12 protein-coding genes are annotated in these 17105 nt (G+C 34.5%); 6 read left to right on the top strand and 6 right to left on the bottom strand.

Annotated features, from left to right (window positions below; translation table 11 throughout):
* Positions 1 to 230 precede the first annotated feature (230 nt).
* Both ACP6PM_RS19280 and ACP6PM_RS19275 read right to left on the bottom strand, forming a co-directional pair.
* Entirely contained in the window at positions 231 to 623 is a 393-nt protein-coding gene (locus tag ACP6PM_RS19280) for a transposase (RefSeq protein WP_426587448.1), read from the bottom strand.
* Positions 624 to 641: 18 nt separating this feature from the next.
* Positions 642 to 1064 (bottom strand): hypothetical protein, encoded by a 423-nt coding sequence (locus ACP6PM_RS19275; protein ID WP_426587446.1) that lies wholly within the window; start codon positions 1062 to 1064, stop codon positions 642 to 644.
* A gap of 838 nt (positions 1065 to 1902) precedes the next feature.
* Here ACP6PM_RS19275 and ACP6PM_RS19270 point away from each other — a divergent pair.
* From ACP6PM_RS19270 to ACP6PM_RS19260, 3 genes are all read left to right on the top strand, one after another.
* Positions 1903 to 2052 carry a hypothetical protein gene (locus ACP6PM_RS19270; RefSeq protein ID WP_426587444.1) on the top strand — a complete coding sequence of 50 codons (150 nt, stop codon included), beginning with the start codon at positions 1903 to 1905 and terminating at the stop codon, positions 2050 to 2052.
* A 179-nt stretch (positions 2053 to 2231) separates the two neighbouring features.
* Positions 2232 to 4208, top strand: a complete 1977-nt coding sequence (locus ACP6PM_RS19265) for an NHLP bacteriocin system secretion protein (RefSeq protein WP_426587442.1) — start codon at positions 2232 to 2234, stop codon at positions 4206 to 4208.
* Positions 4209 to 4851: 643 nt separating this feature from the next.
* Complete coding sequence (locus ACP6PM_RS19260) at positions 4852 to 5622, top strand: peroxiredoxin-like family protein (RefSeq protein WP_426587440.1); 771 nt, start codon at positions 4852 to 4854, stop codon at positions 5620 to 5622.
* A gap of 193 nt (positions 5623 to 5815) precedes the next feature.
* Here the strand turns inward: ACP6PM_RS19260 and ACP6PM_RS19255 are convergent, their stop codons facing one another.
* The 3 genes from ACP6PM_RS19255 to ACP6PM_RS19245 all read right to left on the bottom strand — a co-directional run bounded on the left by ACP6PM_RS19255 (position 5816) and on the right by ACP6PM_RS19245 (position 9091).
* On the bottom strand, positions 5816 to 6490 hold the full coding sequence (locus ACP6PM_RS19255) for a HEAT repeat domain-containing protein (protein WP_426587438.1): 675 nt from the start codon (positions 6488 to 6490) through the stop codon (positions 5816 to 5818).
* 328 nt (positions 6491 to 6818) lie between these two features.
* Positions 6819 to 7448, bottom strand: coding sequence for a hypothetical protein (locus tag ACP6PM_RS19250; protein WP_426587436.1), 630 nt, complete (start codon positions 7446 to 7448; stop codon positions 6819 to 6821).
* A gap of 515 nt (positions 7449 to 7963) precedes the next feature.
* Positions 7964 to 9091 carry a mechanosensitive ion channel family protein gene (locus tag ACP6PM_RS19245; protein ID WP_426587434.1) on the bottom strand — a complete coding sequence of 376 codons (1128 nt, stop codon included), beginning with the start codon at positions 9089 to 9091 and terminating at the stop codon, positions 7964 to 7966.
* Between the two features lie 718 nt (positions 9092 to 9809).
* Between ACP6PM_RS19245 and ACP6PM_RS19240 the strand changes: the two genes are divergently transcribed.
* From ACP6PM_RS19240 to ACP6PM_RS19230, 3 genes are all read left to right on the top strand, one after another.
* Positions 9810 to 10976 carry an RNA-guided endonuclease InsQ/TnpB family protein gene (locus tag ACP6PM_RS19240; RefSeq protein ID WP_426587432.1) on the top strand — a complete coding sequence of 389 codons (1167 nt, stop codon included), beginning with the start codon at positions 9810 to 9812 and terminating at the stop codon, positions 10974 to 10976.
* Positions 10977 to 11813: 837 nt separating this feature from the next.
* Positions 11814 to 14042, top strand: a complete 2229-nt coding sequence (locus tag ACP6PM_RS19235; protein WP_426587430.1) for a PDC sensor domain-containing protein — start codon at positions 11814 to 11816, stop codon at positions 14040 to 14042.
* A 1181-nt stretch (positions 14043 to 15223) separates the two neighbouring features.
* On the top strand, positions 15224 to 15646 hold the full coding sequence (locus ACP6PM_RS19230; RefSeq protein ID WP_426587428.1) for a phosphomannose isomerase type II C-terminal cupin domain: 423 nt from the start codon (positions 15224 to 15226) through the stop codon (positions 15644 to 15646).
* Positions 15647 to 15958: 312 nt separating this feature from the next.
* Here ACP6PM_RS19230 and hppD read toward each other — a convergent pair whose 3' ends face one another.
* A complete protein-coding gene (gene hppD / locus ACP6PM_RS19225) occupies positions 15959 to 17020 on the bottom strand; it encodes a 4-hydroxyphenylpyruvate dioxygenase (protein ID WP_426587426.1) in 1062 nt (353 codons plus the stop codon).
* Positions 17021 to 17105: the final 85 nt, after the last annotated feature.

The raw sequence follows: 17105 nt of genomic DNA, 5'->3' as shown, positions 1-17105 counted from the left end.
CGCACTACACCTCCTAACTAGGTTGAATCATTATTCAAGTAACACTAGAGAATAATATTATGAAAAAACTCACCTTTATTAATTGATTGTTAATCAAAAATTACAGTCTAATTAACCACCTGTATTCATCGCTTTTAGTCCCCTTCGATAATATAGTAATTTATGGGGGTTAAGGCTCATTAAATTTTCTACTAATTCCCAGATAAAATTATCATTTATTGCCCAATAAATCATAGATAATCCCACAAAAAAACTACTGTGCCTTCTTTCTTTTCTACTTGTCTTGGTCGATTGGATATGGCGAGGAGACCTCGCCATCCCTCGACCGCTTTTTCATTAGTTCTTGATATGTATTTTTGAACCCCTTTATTTTTTATTTTTTGTCCTTGAAATGAACTAAGTGTGTATGAAATAGCTATTAATAAAATTAAATTATTCAATCTCGTTTCATTGGCCTTCGCTGATTCTAGATTGTAACCACCAGTTTTATAGTCTTTAAACATTGCTTCAATTCCCATTCTCTGGCTATATATTTTTTTAATCTTTCCAGCAGATGATAAATTGGTGATCAGATACCATTTCTCTACAACAGATTTTTGACGATATTTCTGTTTTTTATACACGAGTAAATTATATGTTCCCTATTTCCTTTTGGTGATTTTTTGATTCAATAACAGTTTAGTTTCACCGACATTTACTTTTAATTCAGAGATTTTAGAATATTTTTTACCTCGTTTAATCATCGTCGATTTTTTTTGTCTCAAAACAAAAGATACATCTGGCTTCTGATATTTTTTCAACCAGTGAGATAGAAAAATACTGTGGAACTCTCTATCTGCTGTCAGAATAATTTTCTGGCCTTTTAATAATTTTAGAACTGGACGAATTACTGCTTTTTGCTCGGCTAAATTACTAGCTCCTTTATGAGTTAAAATCTTCCAATTTATAGGTAAAGCTCTCTTTTTCCAAGCTAAACTAATCATTAATATATTAGTATCTTGCCACTGGGTTCTATCTATAATTAATACTAATTCTGAGGGAAAGTCGAATAATTTTTCTACCATTATTCTGACCAAAGAAAACCAGAATAAAGGCAAGCTTAATTCTTTGATGGTTAAAAATCTTTGTATATGTTTCCGTTTACTTTCTGATTGGATTGGCAGGGGAAATAAGTTCGTTAATTTAGATATCTGTACAGTTTTATATACTGATATTAAGTATAATAAGATTTGTAATGTTACTACTTGAGATGGACTCAATTTTTGCGTGTGGATAGTCTTGATAAAAGCCTAATATATTCACCTTTTATTGATTTTTATTTGTAATTACTAACCCTTTTTTATCATATTTTTAACTATTTCCAAAACTTTTAAAATGAATAAATAATCAACTCAAAGTGGGGGGTGTAGTGTGTTCGCTTTGCGTTTCATGTCGCGGAGCGAAACGCACTACACCCCGTTCATTCTCAATAAGGATTTTCTTTTAATTGAAGTATTATTCAGTTTCTGAACGCAAATCCCTTTCTATATATAGCTTTCAACTAGCTTGTCACCCCGTGAGCATATTTGCTCTGGATTTTCTTGTTGAGTAATTAATAAACAATCAGCACAAATTTGATTTGGCTTTTCTTGAGCCGAGTATGATAGTTTTTTGACTTTTTTGATTTCCTTTCTTGGACTACGCTTAAAACATATATGCTTTCCTTACTTTTAGTTTTTTCTCGGGGATTTTGTAATTTTTTTATTATTTTTTAACAATTTGAGGAATGGGGGTTGTAGCCAATATATCTATAAAATAGGTAGGATACTGGGCAAAAATTTATTTGTTAGCCCTTCTAAAATTTGGCTTTAATAATCTGATACTGCCATTTCCAAATAAGTAGCTAGGCATAAATAAAAAACGGTGGTGGTGCATAGTAATGGTAAAGGAAGCACCAGGAATGTGGGGAGATGGGGAAATGGGGAGATGGGAGATGGGAGATGGGGAGTGTGGGAGAAATTAAAAAATATATATCCTCACCATTACTATGCAGAACTACCTAAAAAACGTTAAAATGAAAAATCAGGAAATGAAGCCAGAAAGCACTTTTTAAAAGGTTTTCACTGTTTTGAATATTCGTTGCCATTTTACGGATAATTAAACCCAACCTAATTAATTAGAAATTTCTTGACAATAATCATTACATAATTACAACATTCGGAAGTTTTCACTATGAGGATAAATTGAAAAAAATGACTACTCAACTGCCAAAAACTGACTCCCCAAAACGCCGTATCTTTTCTCAAGAGTCATGGGAACAGATATCTTCCCCAGAAGAGTTCGACCAATTAATACAAGTAGTTACTATCAAAGACTGGCTATCCTTTGCCATATTGGGTGGGCTAGTATTAGTTGGTATTTTATGGAGTATTTTTGGCAAAATACCTATTACCGTAACTGGAAAAGGAGTATTAATTCGCCCCCGACAAGTAGTAGAATTTCAATCAGCAATTCAAGGTAATTTAGAGTCTCTAAAAATTAGGGATGGAGAGTGTGTTAAAAAAGATGACGTACTGGCAACTATCGATCCATCTCAGCTCAAAAAACAGTTAGAGTTACAACAGCAAAAGCTAATTCTTCTGCAAACTCAAGCAGTAGATACTCAAAAGTTAGAAAGTCAACGCACTCAATTAGAAATAGATGGTTTGACAAGTAAAGCTGAAAGTTTAAGACAACGCTTGCAAGACACTCAAAATCTGACACCTACTCTACAAAATAATACTTTAAAAGCACTCAGGGAACAACGTCAGACTTTGGAGCAACGTTTACAAGATATGCAAGCTGTTACTCCGATCTTAAAAGAGGAAAAATTACAGGAAATTAACAAACAACGAACAAGTTTAGAAAAACGTTTGCGAGATGCTAAAAAATTAACTCCTGAATTAAAGGATAAAAAATTACAGGCGATCGCTGAACAAAAAATCACCCTCCAGCAAAGGTTACAAAATGCAAAAAGTTTAACTCCACTTCTGCGAGATAAAAATGAATTGGCATTGCAACAACAACGAGAAAGTTTACAGCAACGTTTGAAAGATGCCAAAGAGTTAGTTCCTGTTTTTCAACAGAGACTAACACAACGTCAGGAATTATTTGCAGAAGGTGCTATTTCTCAAGATAATTTATTACAAACAGAACAAGAATTTCGGCAAAATTTACAGTCTATTGCTCAAATTCAAGCTGAATTAAAACAAGTAGAAGTACAGGAAACAGAGACTACAGAAAAATATTTAGAAAATTTCAGTAATATTAGCGAAATTGAGGATAGAATCAAAGATTTAGAAGTAGAGGAAGTAGAAACTAACCAGAGATATTTAGATAATATCAATACTATTAGAGAAATTGAAACTGAACTACAGGCATTAGATTCACAAACGACTGAAACTTCTAAACAATTTCTGGATAATCTCAATCAAATTAATGAGATAAAAGTGAAGTTACAGGAAGTTAAATTGCAAGAAACGGAAGCTATGGAAAAATATCTGGAAAACCAGAATACAATTGCACAGTTAAAAGTAGATTTACAGGATTTAGATACCCAGAGAAAACGTTTGGAACAAGAAAATTTAGAAGCAGCTAATATCAGGAAAAATCAAATAGAAGAAGTTAACCGAGAAATTGCTAAGTTAGAAAAAGAGGTAGCTGATAATAGTAAAATTATTAGTCCAGTAGATGGATGTATTTTGGAAATTAAAAGCACTGTCGGACAATATGTAAATCCTGGTACTTCTCTAGGTAAAATTAATGTTCAAGGAAAGTCTAAATCTGAATTGGTAGCAGTTAGTTATTTCCCTGTTCAAGATGGCAAGCGGATTAAATCAGATCTGGAAATTAATATTACTCCTGATACTGTTAAACGCGAAAGATTTGGAGGAATTATTGGCAATATTACTTCTATTTCTAATTTTCCTGTCACTAAACAAGGTGCAAGTTTTGTAGTAGGAAATCCAGAAATTGTAGAAAATGTTATTGGGGAAAGTGGCGGGCAAATTGAAGCTTATGCTCAACTAAAAAAAGATGATAATACCTTTAGTGGTTATCAATGGTCTTCAAGTAAAGGACCCCAACAAAAATTAACTGCTGGTACCACAATAACAGCACGAGTAAAAGTGGAAGAAAGAGCGCCTATTACTTTTGTTTTGCCAATATTAAGAGAGTGGAGCGGGATCTAATTTAAGTCATTAGACTTTTGACTTCCGTGAAACGATATTAGTAACTTACCTTTTCACCATAACGACCCTTTTGATGGATTGTTAAGAGCTGCTAACTATAGCGCTACCCATTAAGGTTAGGACATTTATAAATCCTCAAATCCTTTGATAGTCTCCTGTTCCCAGTTAAGTGTTCCCTCTTCCCGATTCAAGTAGCGCTATATTATAGAAAAAATACCTATATTGAGTCGAGATTCTATTTTTGACCAATATAATGTTAATTTGATTTGGAATTGATTTTTTGATAATTTTTGCTGATGGTAGTTTAGTGTAGCTTAAGCGATCGCTTAACCAATAAATCACTGCTGATAAAGTAATATACCTAATACCATTTCTCAAAAAGAATGCTATACTCGAGTGAGTGGGGAAGTCTGGAACCCACCCCTAACCCCTCCCACACTTCCCACACTCTCTCTACCATTACGCGAGTACCACCACCAATCTTTTATTAGTAGTAAGTTAGTGTAAAATTCGATATTTGGATAATTACTTATAATAAAATTTTTGTTTGTAGTTGGGCTTTAGCCCAAAGACACATCTTTAAGTTAATGGCCTAAAGCCTAACTAAGCAGCCCTATTATAACTGTTTTACCGAATAAATTCTATGAATATCTATCAGCTCCTAAAGCAAAGTCAACGTCTAAGAATTAGTGATGGGCAAATTGTACCTATCCTCAGTGGTTGTGCGGATGTAAATCGTCTGTTAGTCTTAATCTGGTCACAATTGGGCGATTTCGATAACCTAGAATATGCTTGGTGGTTACAACGAGAATCAGCAAAATTGCAAGCATTGGGAGTGACAATACGAGCGATCGGTATTGGTAATAGTGCTTCTGGTGAGAAATTTTGTGAATATACTGGGTTTCCAACTGAATCACTATTTGTTGACCCAGATGCTAAATTACATCAAGAATTAGAATTATATCAGGGATTAACTTTTAAGTTCCCGTTATTAACTACAGGTCAAAGTGCTTTCTTAAATTTAATGTTAATGTGTGCGGGTATTGGTAGTCCAGGTACTTTATCGGAAGTGTTTAGAGGTTATCTAGGGGATAAAAAAGCACCTCAATTGATTGATGATGATCAAGTAATTCATGCTAAACCTCTACCACCCCTAAAGGGTTCATTTTTTAATCTGGCAGGTGGAAAAGGTTTTCAACGTCCTTTTGAACTAGCGACACTGAGGTTAAGAAATATGACCGAAGTTCTGAGTAACTGGTCAACCTATGTGCCTAATGCTGCTTATTTAACCCAAAGAGGTGCAACTTTTCTATTTGATAACCAGGGGAATTTGCTGTATAAATATTGCGATCGCGGCATTTTGGGTTTTGCTGAGAATAAAAGTAATCCTTTATCTTTTTTAAATAGGCAATAGGGAATAGAGAACAGGGAGTAGGGAGTAGGGAGTAAGAAACAGGGAGTAGGGAGTAGGGAACAGGGAGTAGGGAACAGGGAACAGAAAATAAGGAATAATATCATGTCCGCTTAATTGGCGATCAAAAAAATTTCTCCTCCTAATACCTTCTTTCTCCCTCCTGATTCCTGACTCCTACCCTTACCCATAAGACTTACTCAGCAAACCCTAATAAACGTTGTAGAGAAATGCTTGCTGCTTGAGATACTTGAGGATGAGTGTCTTTTTCTAAGTATTTCAAAGCAGATATACTCTTGGGAGTAGACATATTTCCTAACGCTTCTGCTAACCTTTGACGAATCAACCAATCTTCCGAAAGAGTAAACTTCAGAATATGATCTACTGCTTCTAAGTCTCCAATTTCTCCTAAAGCGGCGATCGCTGCTTGTTGTATTACCAACTCCTGACTATCTAACGCTTCTAGCAATAAATCATGTGCACGTTTATCTTTTAAGTTTCCCAGAGCAACTGCTGCACTAAACCGTACTAACCAACTGGTATCTTCATAAAATGCTCGCGCGAGAGGTTCAAATGCTCTAATATCCTCTAAATAACCTAAAGCTCCTGCTGCATCAGCACGGACACCATAATCTGCATCTTTTTCTAATAATTCTACTAAAATTGGATAGCACTCTTCTGTCTGTTTGACTCCCAGAGCAAATACTGCCATAGAGCGTACTGGTAAGTTGGGGTCATACAATACTTTTTTGATTAGAGGAACCGCTTGAGTCGCAGATACTTCCCGTAAATGGGCAAGAGCGAGGAGGCGATCGCGGGAATTTTCGCTATCTAGTTGAGCTGATATTTGTTCTAAACTCAGATTTTGCATATTTGGCCTTTAGTTTATAAAAATTTACATTTAACTCATATTATAATCAATAATATTAATTTTATTCTTTTGATTGTTTAGTTGTAATCAATATGGATGTTATGGTGAAAAAAATTCTTCGCGGAAGTCGATGTAATTAAAATTTTTTGGTAATTTTGCAGCTAAATTATTTCTTTCTCTGTAAAAATATTTTAATAATACCCACAATCTAATTCAGCGATTAAATATATCTCCCAATCGTCCTAATACCAACCAATATAATATTTCTGGTGTCGGAGGATAGCTAAAAGAAGTCAAAATTCAAAAGTTAAAAGTGAAAAATTAAAAGTTAAAAGTTAGATAGGGGGGAGTTGTCGGATTTGCGACAAACAGAAGTTAAATTCTTGCTGTAACTGAAAACTAATAGCTGAAAGCTGATAATTGATATAACCAAGAAAGAATTTGCCGCCATATATTCCTTATCTTTTTCTGATAGGATGACAATTGCTGCATCAGATTCGGATTCATTTGCTATTACTAGCTCGGTAATAATATCTACAATTCTGTCATTAAAACCTAAGATTAAAGTATGGTTTTTTTCTACTACTAAACTTTTACCTTTTTTCAGCAAAGTCAGTCGTGATTCAAATTCTTGAGTAATAAAAGCTACTAAACTAGAAAAAAGTACTAAACCTAGAAAAATAGTTAAATCCCCGACAGTTTTAGTGGCAAAATTTGCCTCGTCTCCCGTGTCTCTGAGACCTATGAGTTGTACAAATACATCCCAAAGCAAATCACTTTCTAAATCTTGATTTGGGAAAATCCACTCAGAAAGGTAACGTATACCTGTCATTAATAGGAAAGTCCCAAAAAATGCTGACACTAATGCCAGAAATACCGAGAACCCACCCCTTGACATAAAGTTGTCAAATTTATACTGAAACTGTTCTTGCCACGAAAACTTACTTTGAGCAGACATAGATTTTTTTCTTCAAGCTAATATAACTTTACACCGAAGTGTTTATATATATCTGACTATGTTAGATAACTATAATTTTATTTGTCATTAATGATTATACTATAGTAGGGAATAGGGGATAGGGAACAGTTTAAAAAACATTTCCTGGTCTAAGATTAATCATCAGTCTATGTCCTAAGCAATTCTTTCTTAGCTATATATATGTATTTTTAAGAGAATAGGTAATTTTTCAGTAAAATTTATACACTGAAGAACAATTCATTTATCCATTATCCATTGGTAAGGGGAGGCTTTAAAAGTGAATTATTTCATTAATAATTATTAATTATTCGGTAAAAAGCAACACAGGTAATTAACTACCTATGTTGCTTCTAAAAATGTTTGAAAAGTGCTTCGGGATTTCTTCAGTTATCAGTTATCAGTACCTCTGATGCTCACCATCGGGATTGAAATAATGAACCAAATATTTTTTTATCCCCTTAAAAGGGAACACTTTAGACCTTACTTTTTAGTTCTTAATTCTTACTTGCCATTTTCATGTTTTTTGAATATGTTTCTTGGTCAGTAATGATATAGACATTCTGAGCAAGAATACCTTCTTTCTCCATTAATCTCATTACACTCAAGTGAAATTCACGAGCAGCAGAAAAGTAACGAGCAGGAGTGATATATGAAATGTATTTAATCACACGAGAATTACCTTCAATACCGTTGAAAATTATACAATAATTGGAATAAAAACCATCAATACTTTTAAATATTGTGTCAATTCCCGCTATAATTATCTCTACTTGATCTGCTGTAATACCATCAATTTTTAAAGTTTCTGTCAATCCCCATTCTTCATTATCAGCTATGTTTTGAGACCAGTTATCTACAATACCACTCACCATTCTAGAATTAGGCATTTTAATAATGGAACCCCAGTCCCATGAATATAATTTTGTAGTTCTTAAACCTATTTCTACTACCTGGAAAAAACCACTTAATCCTGAAACTACTACCCAGTCTTTAGGTTTGTACAATCTATCAGTATAGATAATTACAGCACAACACCAGTCATAGATAATATCTTTGAACAACAAACCTAGAGCAACACCTGCACCACCAAGCAAACCAATAAGAGCTCCTGCAGATGTTCCTAAAAATACTTCTGCTGCTTTAATAGATACCACAACAATTGCTGCGATCCGAAATAGTCTTGGGAAATAAGGAACAAGCAAATCATCAAGGTCTGTTTGAGTATGCATAGTTAGGTACTGTAGTAAATTACCCAGTAAAGGAGCTGCATTGTAAATCATATAGGCACCGAGAGTAATAAAAGCTAAACCAAAAATATCAGTGATTATTTCTTGTAACTGAGAACTCAAATATTCTATTAAAATAATCTTTATTATCCATAGTCCAACTACCAAAATTAACCATGATAGGGGCTTTTTGATAATAGCAATTAATTGATCGTCTAAGTCAGATTCAGTGTTGGCAACAAGAGCTTCGATCCGCTTAATGATTATTTCAGCAATAATTCCCTGTAGTATTGCTGTTAACAGCAGCACGCCAAATGCAATTAATAATTTATATGCGGGTATACCAGCAATACTAATTCCTTCAAGACTTTTCCAAAATGTTTCTAAGAATTCCATTCTTTGTTCCTCGATCAAATTTCAATTTAGATATTGTTTCTCAGGATAAAATACTTTCTACTCTAGCCAACTGAGGGATAGTTTGATGCAAAGTATAAGCCAACCTTCCGGAACAAAAAGTTATACCTTTTGACTATATATGGTTTATATTGTGCTTTTATACTTTACCAATAATCTTTTTATACAAAGTGCTAAGAAAATTAAGTTTTTCTTAAAATTGTTAGACTTTGAAGTAAAGTTTCAGTTTTTTTGTTATTTTCCCACAGTTATTTGTCTAGCTAGTAGAAAATTATATAATTGTTTCTTAATCTAAAACTCATAGTCACCAACTATAATTTCAATATCCTTGCCATAGCCTGATATTTATACTTGATAATTACTTGTATTATTTGGCCTGGTTTTCAAAATTTGCCTGTAAATCGAGAGAGTTTAGATTAATAACTGAAATAGTTTTGCTAAATGAGGATAAATGATTTATACCAGGATTATCAATGGGGAATGAGAGGTCATTTCAGTTATCAGTTAAGTAGTTCTGCAAAATAAATTTCCTAGTTGAGAGAGGGAACAGGGAACAGGGAACAGGGAACAGGAAGTCTATAAGATGTGTAATTAATTTTGCATAGGAACTTATCAGTTATCAGTACTTCTGCAATAAGGAGGGCTTGTAACTGTTGGCTAAAATCTGGTATTATCTATGAGAATATGTGATTATCTGTTTATGCTACTTGGATTCAAAACTGAACTACACCCCACAAACCAGCAAAAAACCTTGCTGGCTAAACACGCGGGTGTAGCGCGTCATGCTTACAATTGGGGCTTGTGGTTAACTAAAAACATCCTTAATCATAACTCAAATAATCCTGATGGTAAACTTAAATTTCCTACTGCAATTGACCTGTATAAACTTTTAGTAGCAATGGTGAAACCGAATAACTATTGGTACTATGAAGTATCTAAATGTGCACCTCAATATGCTTTGATATATTTATCCAATGCTTGGAAACGCTGCTTTACCAAAGTGTCGGGAATACCTAAATTTAAGAAAAAAGGTAAAGACGATAGTTTCACTTTAGATGGTTCAATATCGGTAGACTTTAATCGCATAAAATTACCGAGAATTGGATGGATAAAAACTTTTGAAATCTTGCCAGACAATGTTACTCCTAAATCTGTAACTATTAGCAGGAAAGCTGACAGATGGTTTGTGAGTTTCAAGATAGAGAGAGAAACTCAAATTACAGACAAATCAGTAGATGTAGTTGGTGTTGATTTAGGTATAAAATCTCTAGCTACTTTATCCACTGGTGAAGTTTTTGTTTGCGAAGCATTCCGAAGGAAAGGAGCTAAATCTTACAGAAGGTTAGAAGCTAAACTCTCACGAGAGCAATACCTCAACAGGCATAAAACTAAGTTATCTAACAACTGGAAAAAAGCGCAACTCAAAATAGCTCAGTTACACAACAAGATAGCCAATATCAGAAAAGACACATTGCATAAGCTGACTACTTATCTGGCTAAAAACCACAGCCAAATAGTCATAGAAGACTTAAATGTATCAGGAATGATGTCAAATCACAAGCTAGCTAAGGCAGTTGCTGATATGGGTTTTTATGAGTTTCGCAGACAGTTAGAGTACAAATGTGAGTTATATGGTTCCGAGCTAGTTGTTATGGATAGATGGTTTCCTAGTTCTAAGACTTGCAGTAGGTGTGGAGTTGTTAAAGAGTCTCTGTTGTTGTCAGAGCGCGTTTTCAATTGCGAACATTGTGATTTCATTTGCGATAGAGACTTAAATGCAGCCTTGAATTTAGCCATGGCGGGCAGTTCGTCCGTGACAGCTTGTGGACTGGATAACGCCGACGTTGCCAGGTTGAAACAAGAATAGAACAGATTCTTTATAGAAAACCATAGATTTATATAGATAATCATAGGTTTCTAAGAACGGTTGACACCAGGAATATTCTCTTTTCTCTTGGTCGATTGGATATGGCGTTTCGGCTGTCGCCGACATGAAAAGCGTTTCGCTTCGCGACATGAAACGCGGCTCTGTTAAGAGCGGGAAACCTCGCCATCCCATCCTGACGGAATGCTCCGCAAACGACCGCTTTTTATCCCCTTAAAAGGGGAGGCTTTAGACCACAATTTTTTGGTCAAAAAATTAGGATTTTGGTTTGTGAGTAATCCTGGACAAAGATATTCCTATTTCTTCTTGTATAGATAGATACTCTTGTATATATAAATGGACTTGCTGTTATAACTATTGATAGCTTAATAGTACAACATGATAAATGTTAGGCAGAAAACCAATAATCTAATAATATAGCAATGAGCGCTCAGATATTTACAACTTCGAGTTCAAAGTGCAGTAAGCGAAAAGGTCTACAAAAAATAATGTGTAAAGATGCCAGCGCACATTGCTATACTTGAGTTAAAGTCTTATTTGAGCCTTCAATTCTCAAGATCATCAAATTTTGCTTGTTATCAAAGCAGACAATTAAAATTGGGGAAAATCTATATTTATCTCCCTATATTTGTTGGTAAAATCTCAAATTACCTAGAACTCATATATTTAGATAGGAGAAATAGTTATTCACAGAAATATGATGGGGATAGCCGAGGCGATCGCTGCTTTATAAACACTAATTAACCAAGCTAAAAATCGTCAAAATTCTCTGATATTGTTTCCAAAAACAAAAATTAATTATATAGGAAAATAAAGATTATGAAAATCAACAAAAAAATCGAAGCTCGCCCGATGAAAGAACAGAAAAAATATCAAAAAATCAAAACTAAAATCTACCTTTTCTTACATAAAACATTAACTATTAATAATGCGAGTAAACCACAAATAATAGTATTTTACACATCCTTAATCCTGGGTGGAATTAGTTTGACATTTGCAATATTAGGGTCATTATTATATAGACTCGAACAAAAAGAGATATTTGATAATGCTAAACAGCAAGCTCAACGGGCAACATCTAGAGTTGCTCTAGAGATCGATCGGCGACTATATTTTGCCCAAAAATCAGCTATTTCTGTAGCTAATGACCTGAGTTCTGGCAAATTAAGCGATGAGGAATTATTGGAACGACTTCAATTAGAAATTGAAGAAAATACTGATTTTTTAGATGTTGGTGTTGCCTATAAACCTTTTGCTTATAGATCGGATGTCAAACTTTATGCACCATATTATGCAAGAATAGATAACCAAATCAAGCTAAATGAAACTAAAGTTAACTATACGAAACCTAAATATAGTTGGTATAGTAATACCCTAAACAAAGGAGCAAATTGGGGTGAACCTTATTTTTGGAGTGACACCTCTCTGATCCCCGATCCAGTCGTTGGATTTTTTACTCCCTTTTATAACCCAAATACTCAAGATAAATCTCCACGAGGTATCGTATATAGCGAATATTCATTAAGTAAAATCCTAGAGATAGTGCGGTCTCTAAACTTGGGTAAAACTGGCTACGGATTTATTATTTCTGAAACAGGAACTTACCTTTATCACCCTAATGAAGAATATTTTAAAGCTCAAGCAAATATCTTTGACATTACCTATCAACAGCAGGATGAAAAATTCAGAGAATTGATTGTTAAAGCACTAAAAGGTATACCAGTAGAAGCAAATTTAACCGATACAGTAACAGGTCAAAATTCTTGGTTATTTATGCGGAAAACTAATCTGAATGGATGGGTAGTAGGAATAGTATTTATTGAAGATGAAATTATCCCAGATTCAGACGTCACAAGACGGAAATTAACTACTCTTAGTATTGCCTACCTTTGGTCTGCTGTTTTTCTCTCAATTCTATTATTTAAAGCTTATCTGGGAGGAGTAAAACGAATTTCATTAGTATCATTTATTATTAGTGTATTGTTTGTAATAAATATTGGTTTTGTTTGGAGTTTAGTATTGAAAGCAAGAACTTATACAGCAACTCGAAACCTTTTGCTTAGTGATACTGGTGTTAGACAATTATTAGCTCCTCAAATACAGTTAAGTAAAGAATTAAATCAAGAACCTCCTCTAATTGTTCCCACAGGAGTTTTCATTCAATCATTTGATTTTACCAGTCCCAAAGATGTTTTTGTTACGGGTTATATATGGCAAAAATACAAAGATGGGGTACATGATGATTTATCTCGTGGCATTATACTTGCTGATGCTATTGAAGATAGTGATTATGAACTAAGAGAAGATTATCGATATAAAAAAGATGGTCTAGAAATTATCGGTTGGTATTTTGCTTATACCCTCCGTATGAGTTTTGATTTTGGCTATTATCCTTTTGATGATAAAGATTTAAAAATTCGGATTTGGCATCAGGATTTTAACAATGGAGAGTTAAATCGTCGGGTAATTCTTGCCCCTGACTTTCAGAGTTATACTGTAATTAATCCACGAACTGCTCCAGGGGTAGACAAAGCAATTGTATTGGGAGAATGGTATCTCAGGGATAGTTTTTTCGAGTACATATTTCAGACATACAATACTAATTTTGGTTTGATTGATACTGTACCAAAAACTAATTTTCCGGAACTTGCATTTACCATCATTCTACAAAGAGATTTCTTGGGTTTGTTTATTTCTAAAGTTGGACCAATGATTGTAGTTTTAACTCTCTTATTTGCTGTACTCTTAGTTTCTAATCAAGAACAACCCATGGAAGTTTTGGGAGCTTGTGCAGGTTTTGTATTTATTGTTATCCTGGATCAGGTGACAGTTAGACAACAAATAATTACTAGAGGAATAGTTTATTTAGAGTATTTTTACTTTATTGTTTATTTATATATTTTCTTGGTATCTGTTAACTTTATCCTCTGGAGTTTGAAGCCAAATTTTCCTCTTTTTCAGTATAAAGATAACTTTATTTTGAAGGCATGTTATTGGCCAACGATGCTGAAGATTTTGTTCATAATCACTATTTTGGTGTTTATCTAAGATAGGGAGTAGGGAGTAGGGAGTAGGGAGTAGGAAATAAAAGGGTTTTTAGCTGTTGTCTAAGTAGGTAGGCACGAATAAACATCACTATGTAACAAAATGTTAAAGCAGTTGAAACCCTTAATATTGCTTCCTTCCGCTCCGCTTCAGTCGCTGCGGACGTACTTGTAAATTTTTTCACCTACCTACTTAGAATCTAGTATTACCTATAATCATCGTAAGCATTCAGCTATTAGCATTTCCGTTCCGGAATGCTCCCCAAACAGCCTTCAGACTTTAAACGTAATAACTTACTAAAATTAGTTGATCAACTTTTTTTTCATAAGTTTTGATTCTCCTTGGAGACTAATTTCTACTTCGGTCTGATAATATCTAATAACTCATAACTATTAACGAAGTTCTGACCCAGGAGGCTAGCTGACGGCTGAATGCTTACTAATAATCTCTAATTCTCTATTCTATACTACTAAGATTCAAAACTAAGTTATACCAAGGGTAAAAAAAGAATGTGACAAAACTCTAGTTATCGGGAATAGGGAACAGGTAATAGAGATTCGTCGCAAACATTTATCAAACTGGTATAGCGCTACTTGAATCGGGAATAGGGAACACTTAACTGGGAACAGTTGACTATCAAAAGGTTTCAGGATTTAGAAATGTCCGCGCCCTATTTGCGTAGTGCTATATTACACCCAAATAAACGGAAGTAAAAATACACAACTATCAGAAAATAGTCCTGAAATATTGACTAAAATATAGCTAATTCTCTGGATAGTGACGACTTTTCCTATGAGCGATGAATTTACATTCATCGCCATGTTTAAGTCTTAATATTTTGTCGATAAACACTCTCGGAAAATTGTAACTAATACCATGCATGAAAAAAGAATGTTACGAATAATAAGGGCGATCGTGCATATTTTCTAGGAGATGTCCTTTTGACTAATAAGATAAGTTATGAACTAAGAAATGGTATCAAAACTATTTATTCTGACTCAGTCCGACTGACTTCCCCTCCTGGGAGAGGTTGGGGGTGGGTTGACTCAAACAAAAATTCCCTGAATATTTGTAGCAAACATTTATAAAATTGGTATAATAGGTATAATAGAAAGGATAAATTTGACATCAGCTTTGGTAGAATGTAAAAGTAGATTATTCTTGAATTTAATCCAGAAAATATTATGAGTGAAGCAGAAAATAATCAACAGCCTTCAACCCCTGTCTTAGATTCAGAACCTAATAACGAAAAGGAAAATATTACAAGAACACCACCTTGGGGTAAAGTCACAATTCTGGAACAAGGTCCTCGTTACAAAATTAATCGTATAGAGGTAAAACCAAAAAATCATATTAGTACCCAGATGCACTATCATCGTAGTGAACATTGGATAGTGGTTTCTGGTACTGCTAAAGTTGTGTTTGATGGTGAGGAACAATTACTCTTGCAAAAACAATCAACTTATGTTCCGGCAAATACAGCTCATCGTGTAGAAAATCCTGGTACAATTCCTTTAGTAATGATTGAAATTCAAAATGGCGAATATCTTGGGGAAGACGATATTATTCGTTTTCCAGATGAGGATAATCAACCATCTTCAAATTGAAGAAGGGAATAGGGAGTAGTCTATTAAAGTGCGTTAGACGGCTATAATTTAAGCTGTGAAAGGTATTTAGGAATCCGTCGTAACGCACCATTTTCGCTGTGTCGGTCTTGCCGTGTCAAGCTTGAAAATGTGGGTTAAAAAAACCTAACCCCCCTACCCCCTTCCCGACAAGGGAAGGGGGAGTATCTCCCCTCTCCTTGCAGGAGAGGGGTTGGGGGAGAGGTTTTCTAGGTTGCTCGCTCCTAAACAACAATTTTAGTCTAGACACCCCACTACTGTGGTCTACCGTGCAGGAAAACCGCTGTAAATTTTTTAATTTTTCCCCAAACTACCTCGCTTCATTTGTTCTCTTTCAATAGCTTCAAATAAAGCTTGAAAATTACCTTGACCAAAACCAGGAGTCTCCATTTGTTTACCATTTACCCAAACAACTTTACGTTCAATAAACTCAAAAAATACTGTTGGTTGGTTAAATATTGGTTGGGTAAAAATTTGTAGTAACATTGCCCCTGGTATCTTTTCTTTCCAGTCTACTAAAATTTGACAATCTTGAACTTTTTCCCAGTCAGTTTCCGATAGATAACTTAATGCTTTTGTTTGCAGACTAGAATAATATGTTGCTGGAACTTGCAAAAAAGGTAAACCAAGCGATCGCAACTCTCCCACAACCCCCAAAATATTTTCTGTGCGTAAAGCAATATGTTGTATCCCCGCACCACGGTTAGCATCCAAAAATTCTTGAACTTGAGAATTAGCAGATGTGGGTTCATTAATAGGAAATTTTACTCCTCCCTGTGGGTGTGTCATCACCAGACTGCGCAAACCAGATTTATTTGTCTGAATATCAAAATTTTGATGAGGTTTAAAATCTAAGATTTGATGATACCAATTAAAAGCAGATTCTAAATTATCCTCAGCTACATTCAAAACTACATGGTCGATCGCCACAAGATCCCTAGAAAGTTGAGAATTAGAATTCAAAATTTGTGCATCATCAATTTTTTCAATCAAAGTATGAGTCAAGTCTCCCCATCCAGAAATTTTTGCCCACTTCAAACCCTGTAAATTTTGCTGAATAGGTTGCAAAATTTCTGCACCGTTAACTGCTGCTTTCGTCACAACTGAATTAATATCTCGAACCCGAAAAGCTACATCAGCTACTCCTGGAGGATGTAAACTGAGAAAATTAGCAACAGGACTTGCTGGTGTAATGGCAGAAGATAAAGCAAAATATACTTGACCTCTGTTGATAATTTCCTTCTGGGTGTGTTGACTGGTTTGAGAAGCAATAGCTTTAAAACCTAATTTTTCTCTAAACCAGTCTCGCGACTCAATAGCATTTTCAACGTAGAAATGAATATGATCGAATTCCATAATCAACTTTTATGATTTTAATCAAAATATTATAGGGAATAGGGAATAGGGAATAGGGAATAGGGAATAGGGAATAGGGAATAGG

Source organism: Dapis brunnea BLCC-M229 (assembly GCF_050015995.1).
Lineage (GTDB): Bacteria > Cyanobacteriota > Cyanobacteriia > Cyanobacteriales > Microcoleaceae > Trichodesmium.
Note: the sequence above shows the minus strand (reverse complement) of the source record. Positions and strands in the feature narration are given on the sequence as shown.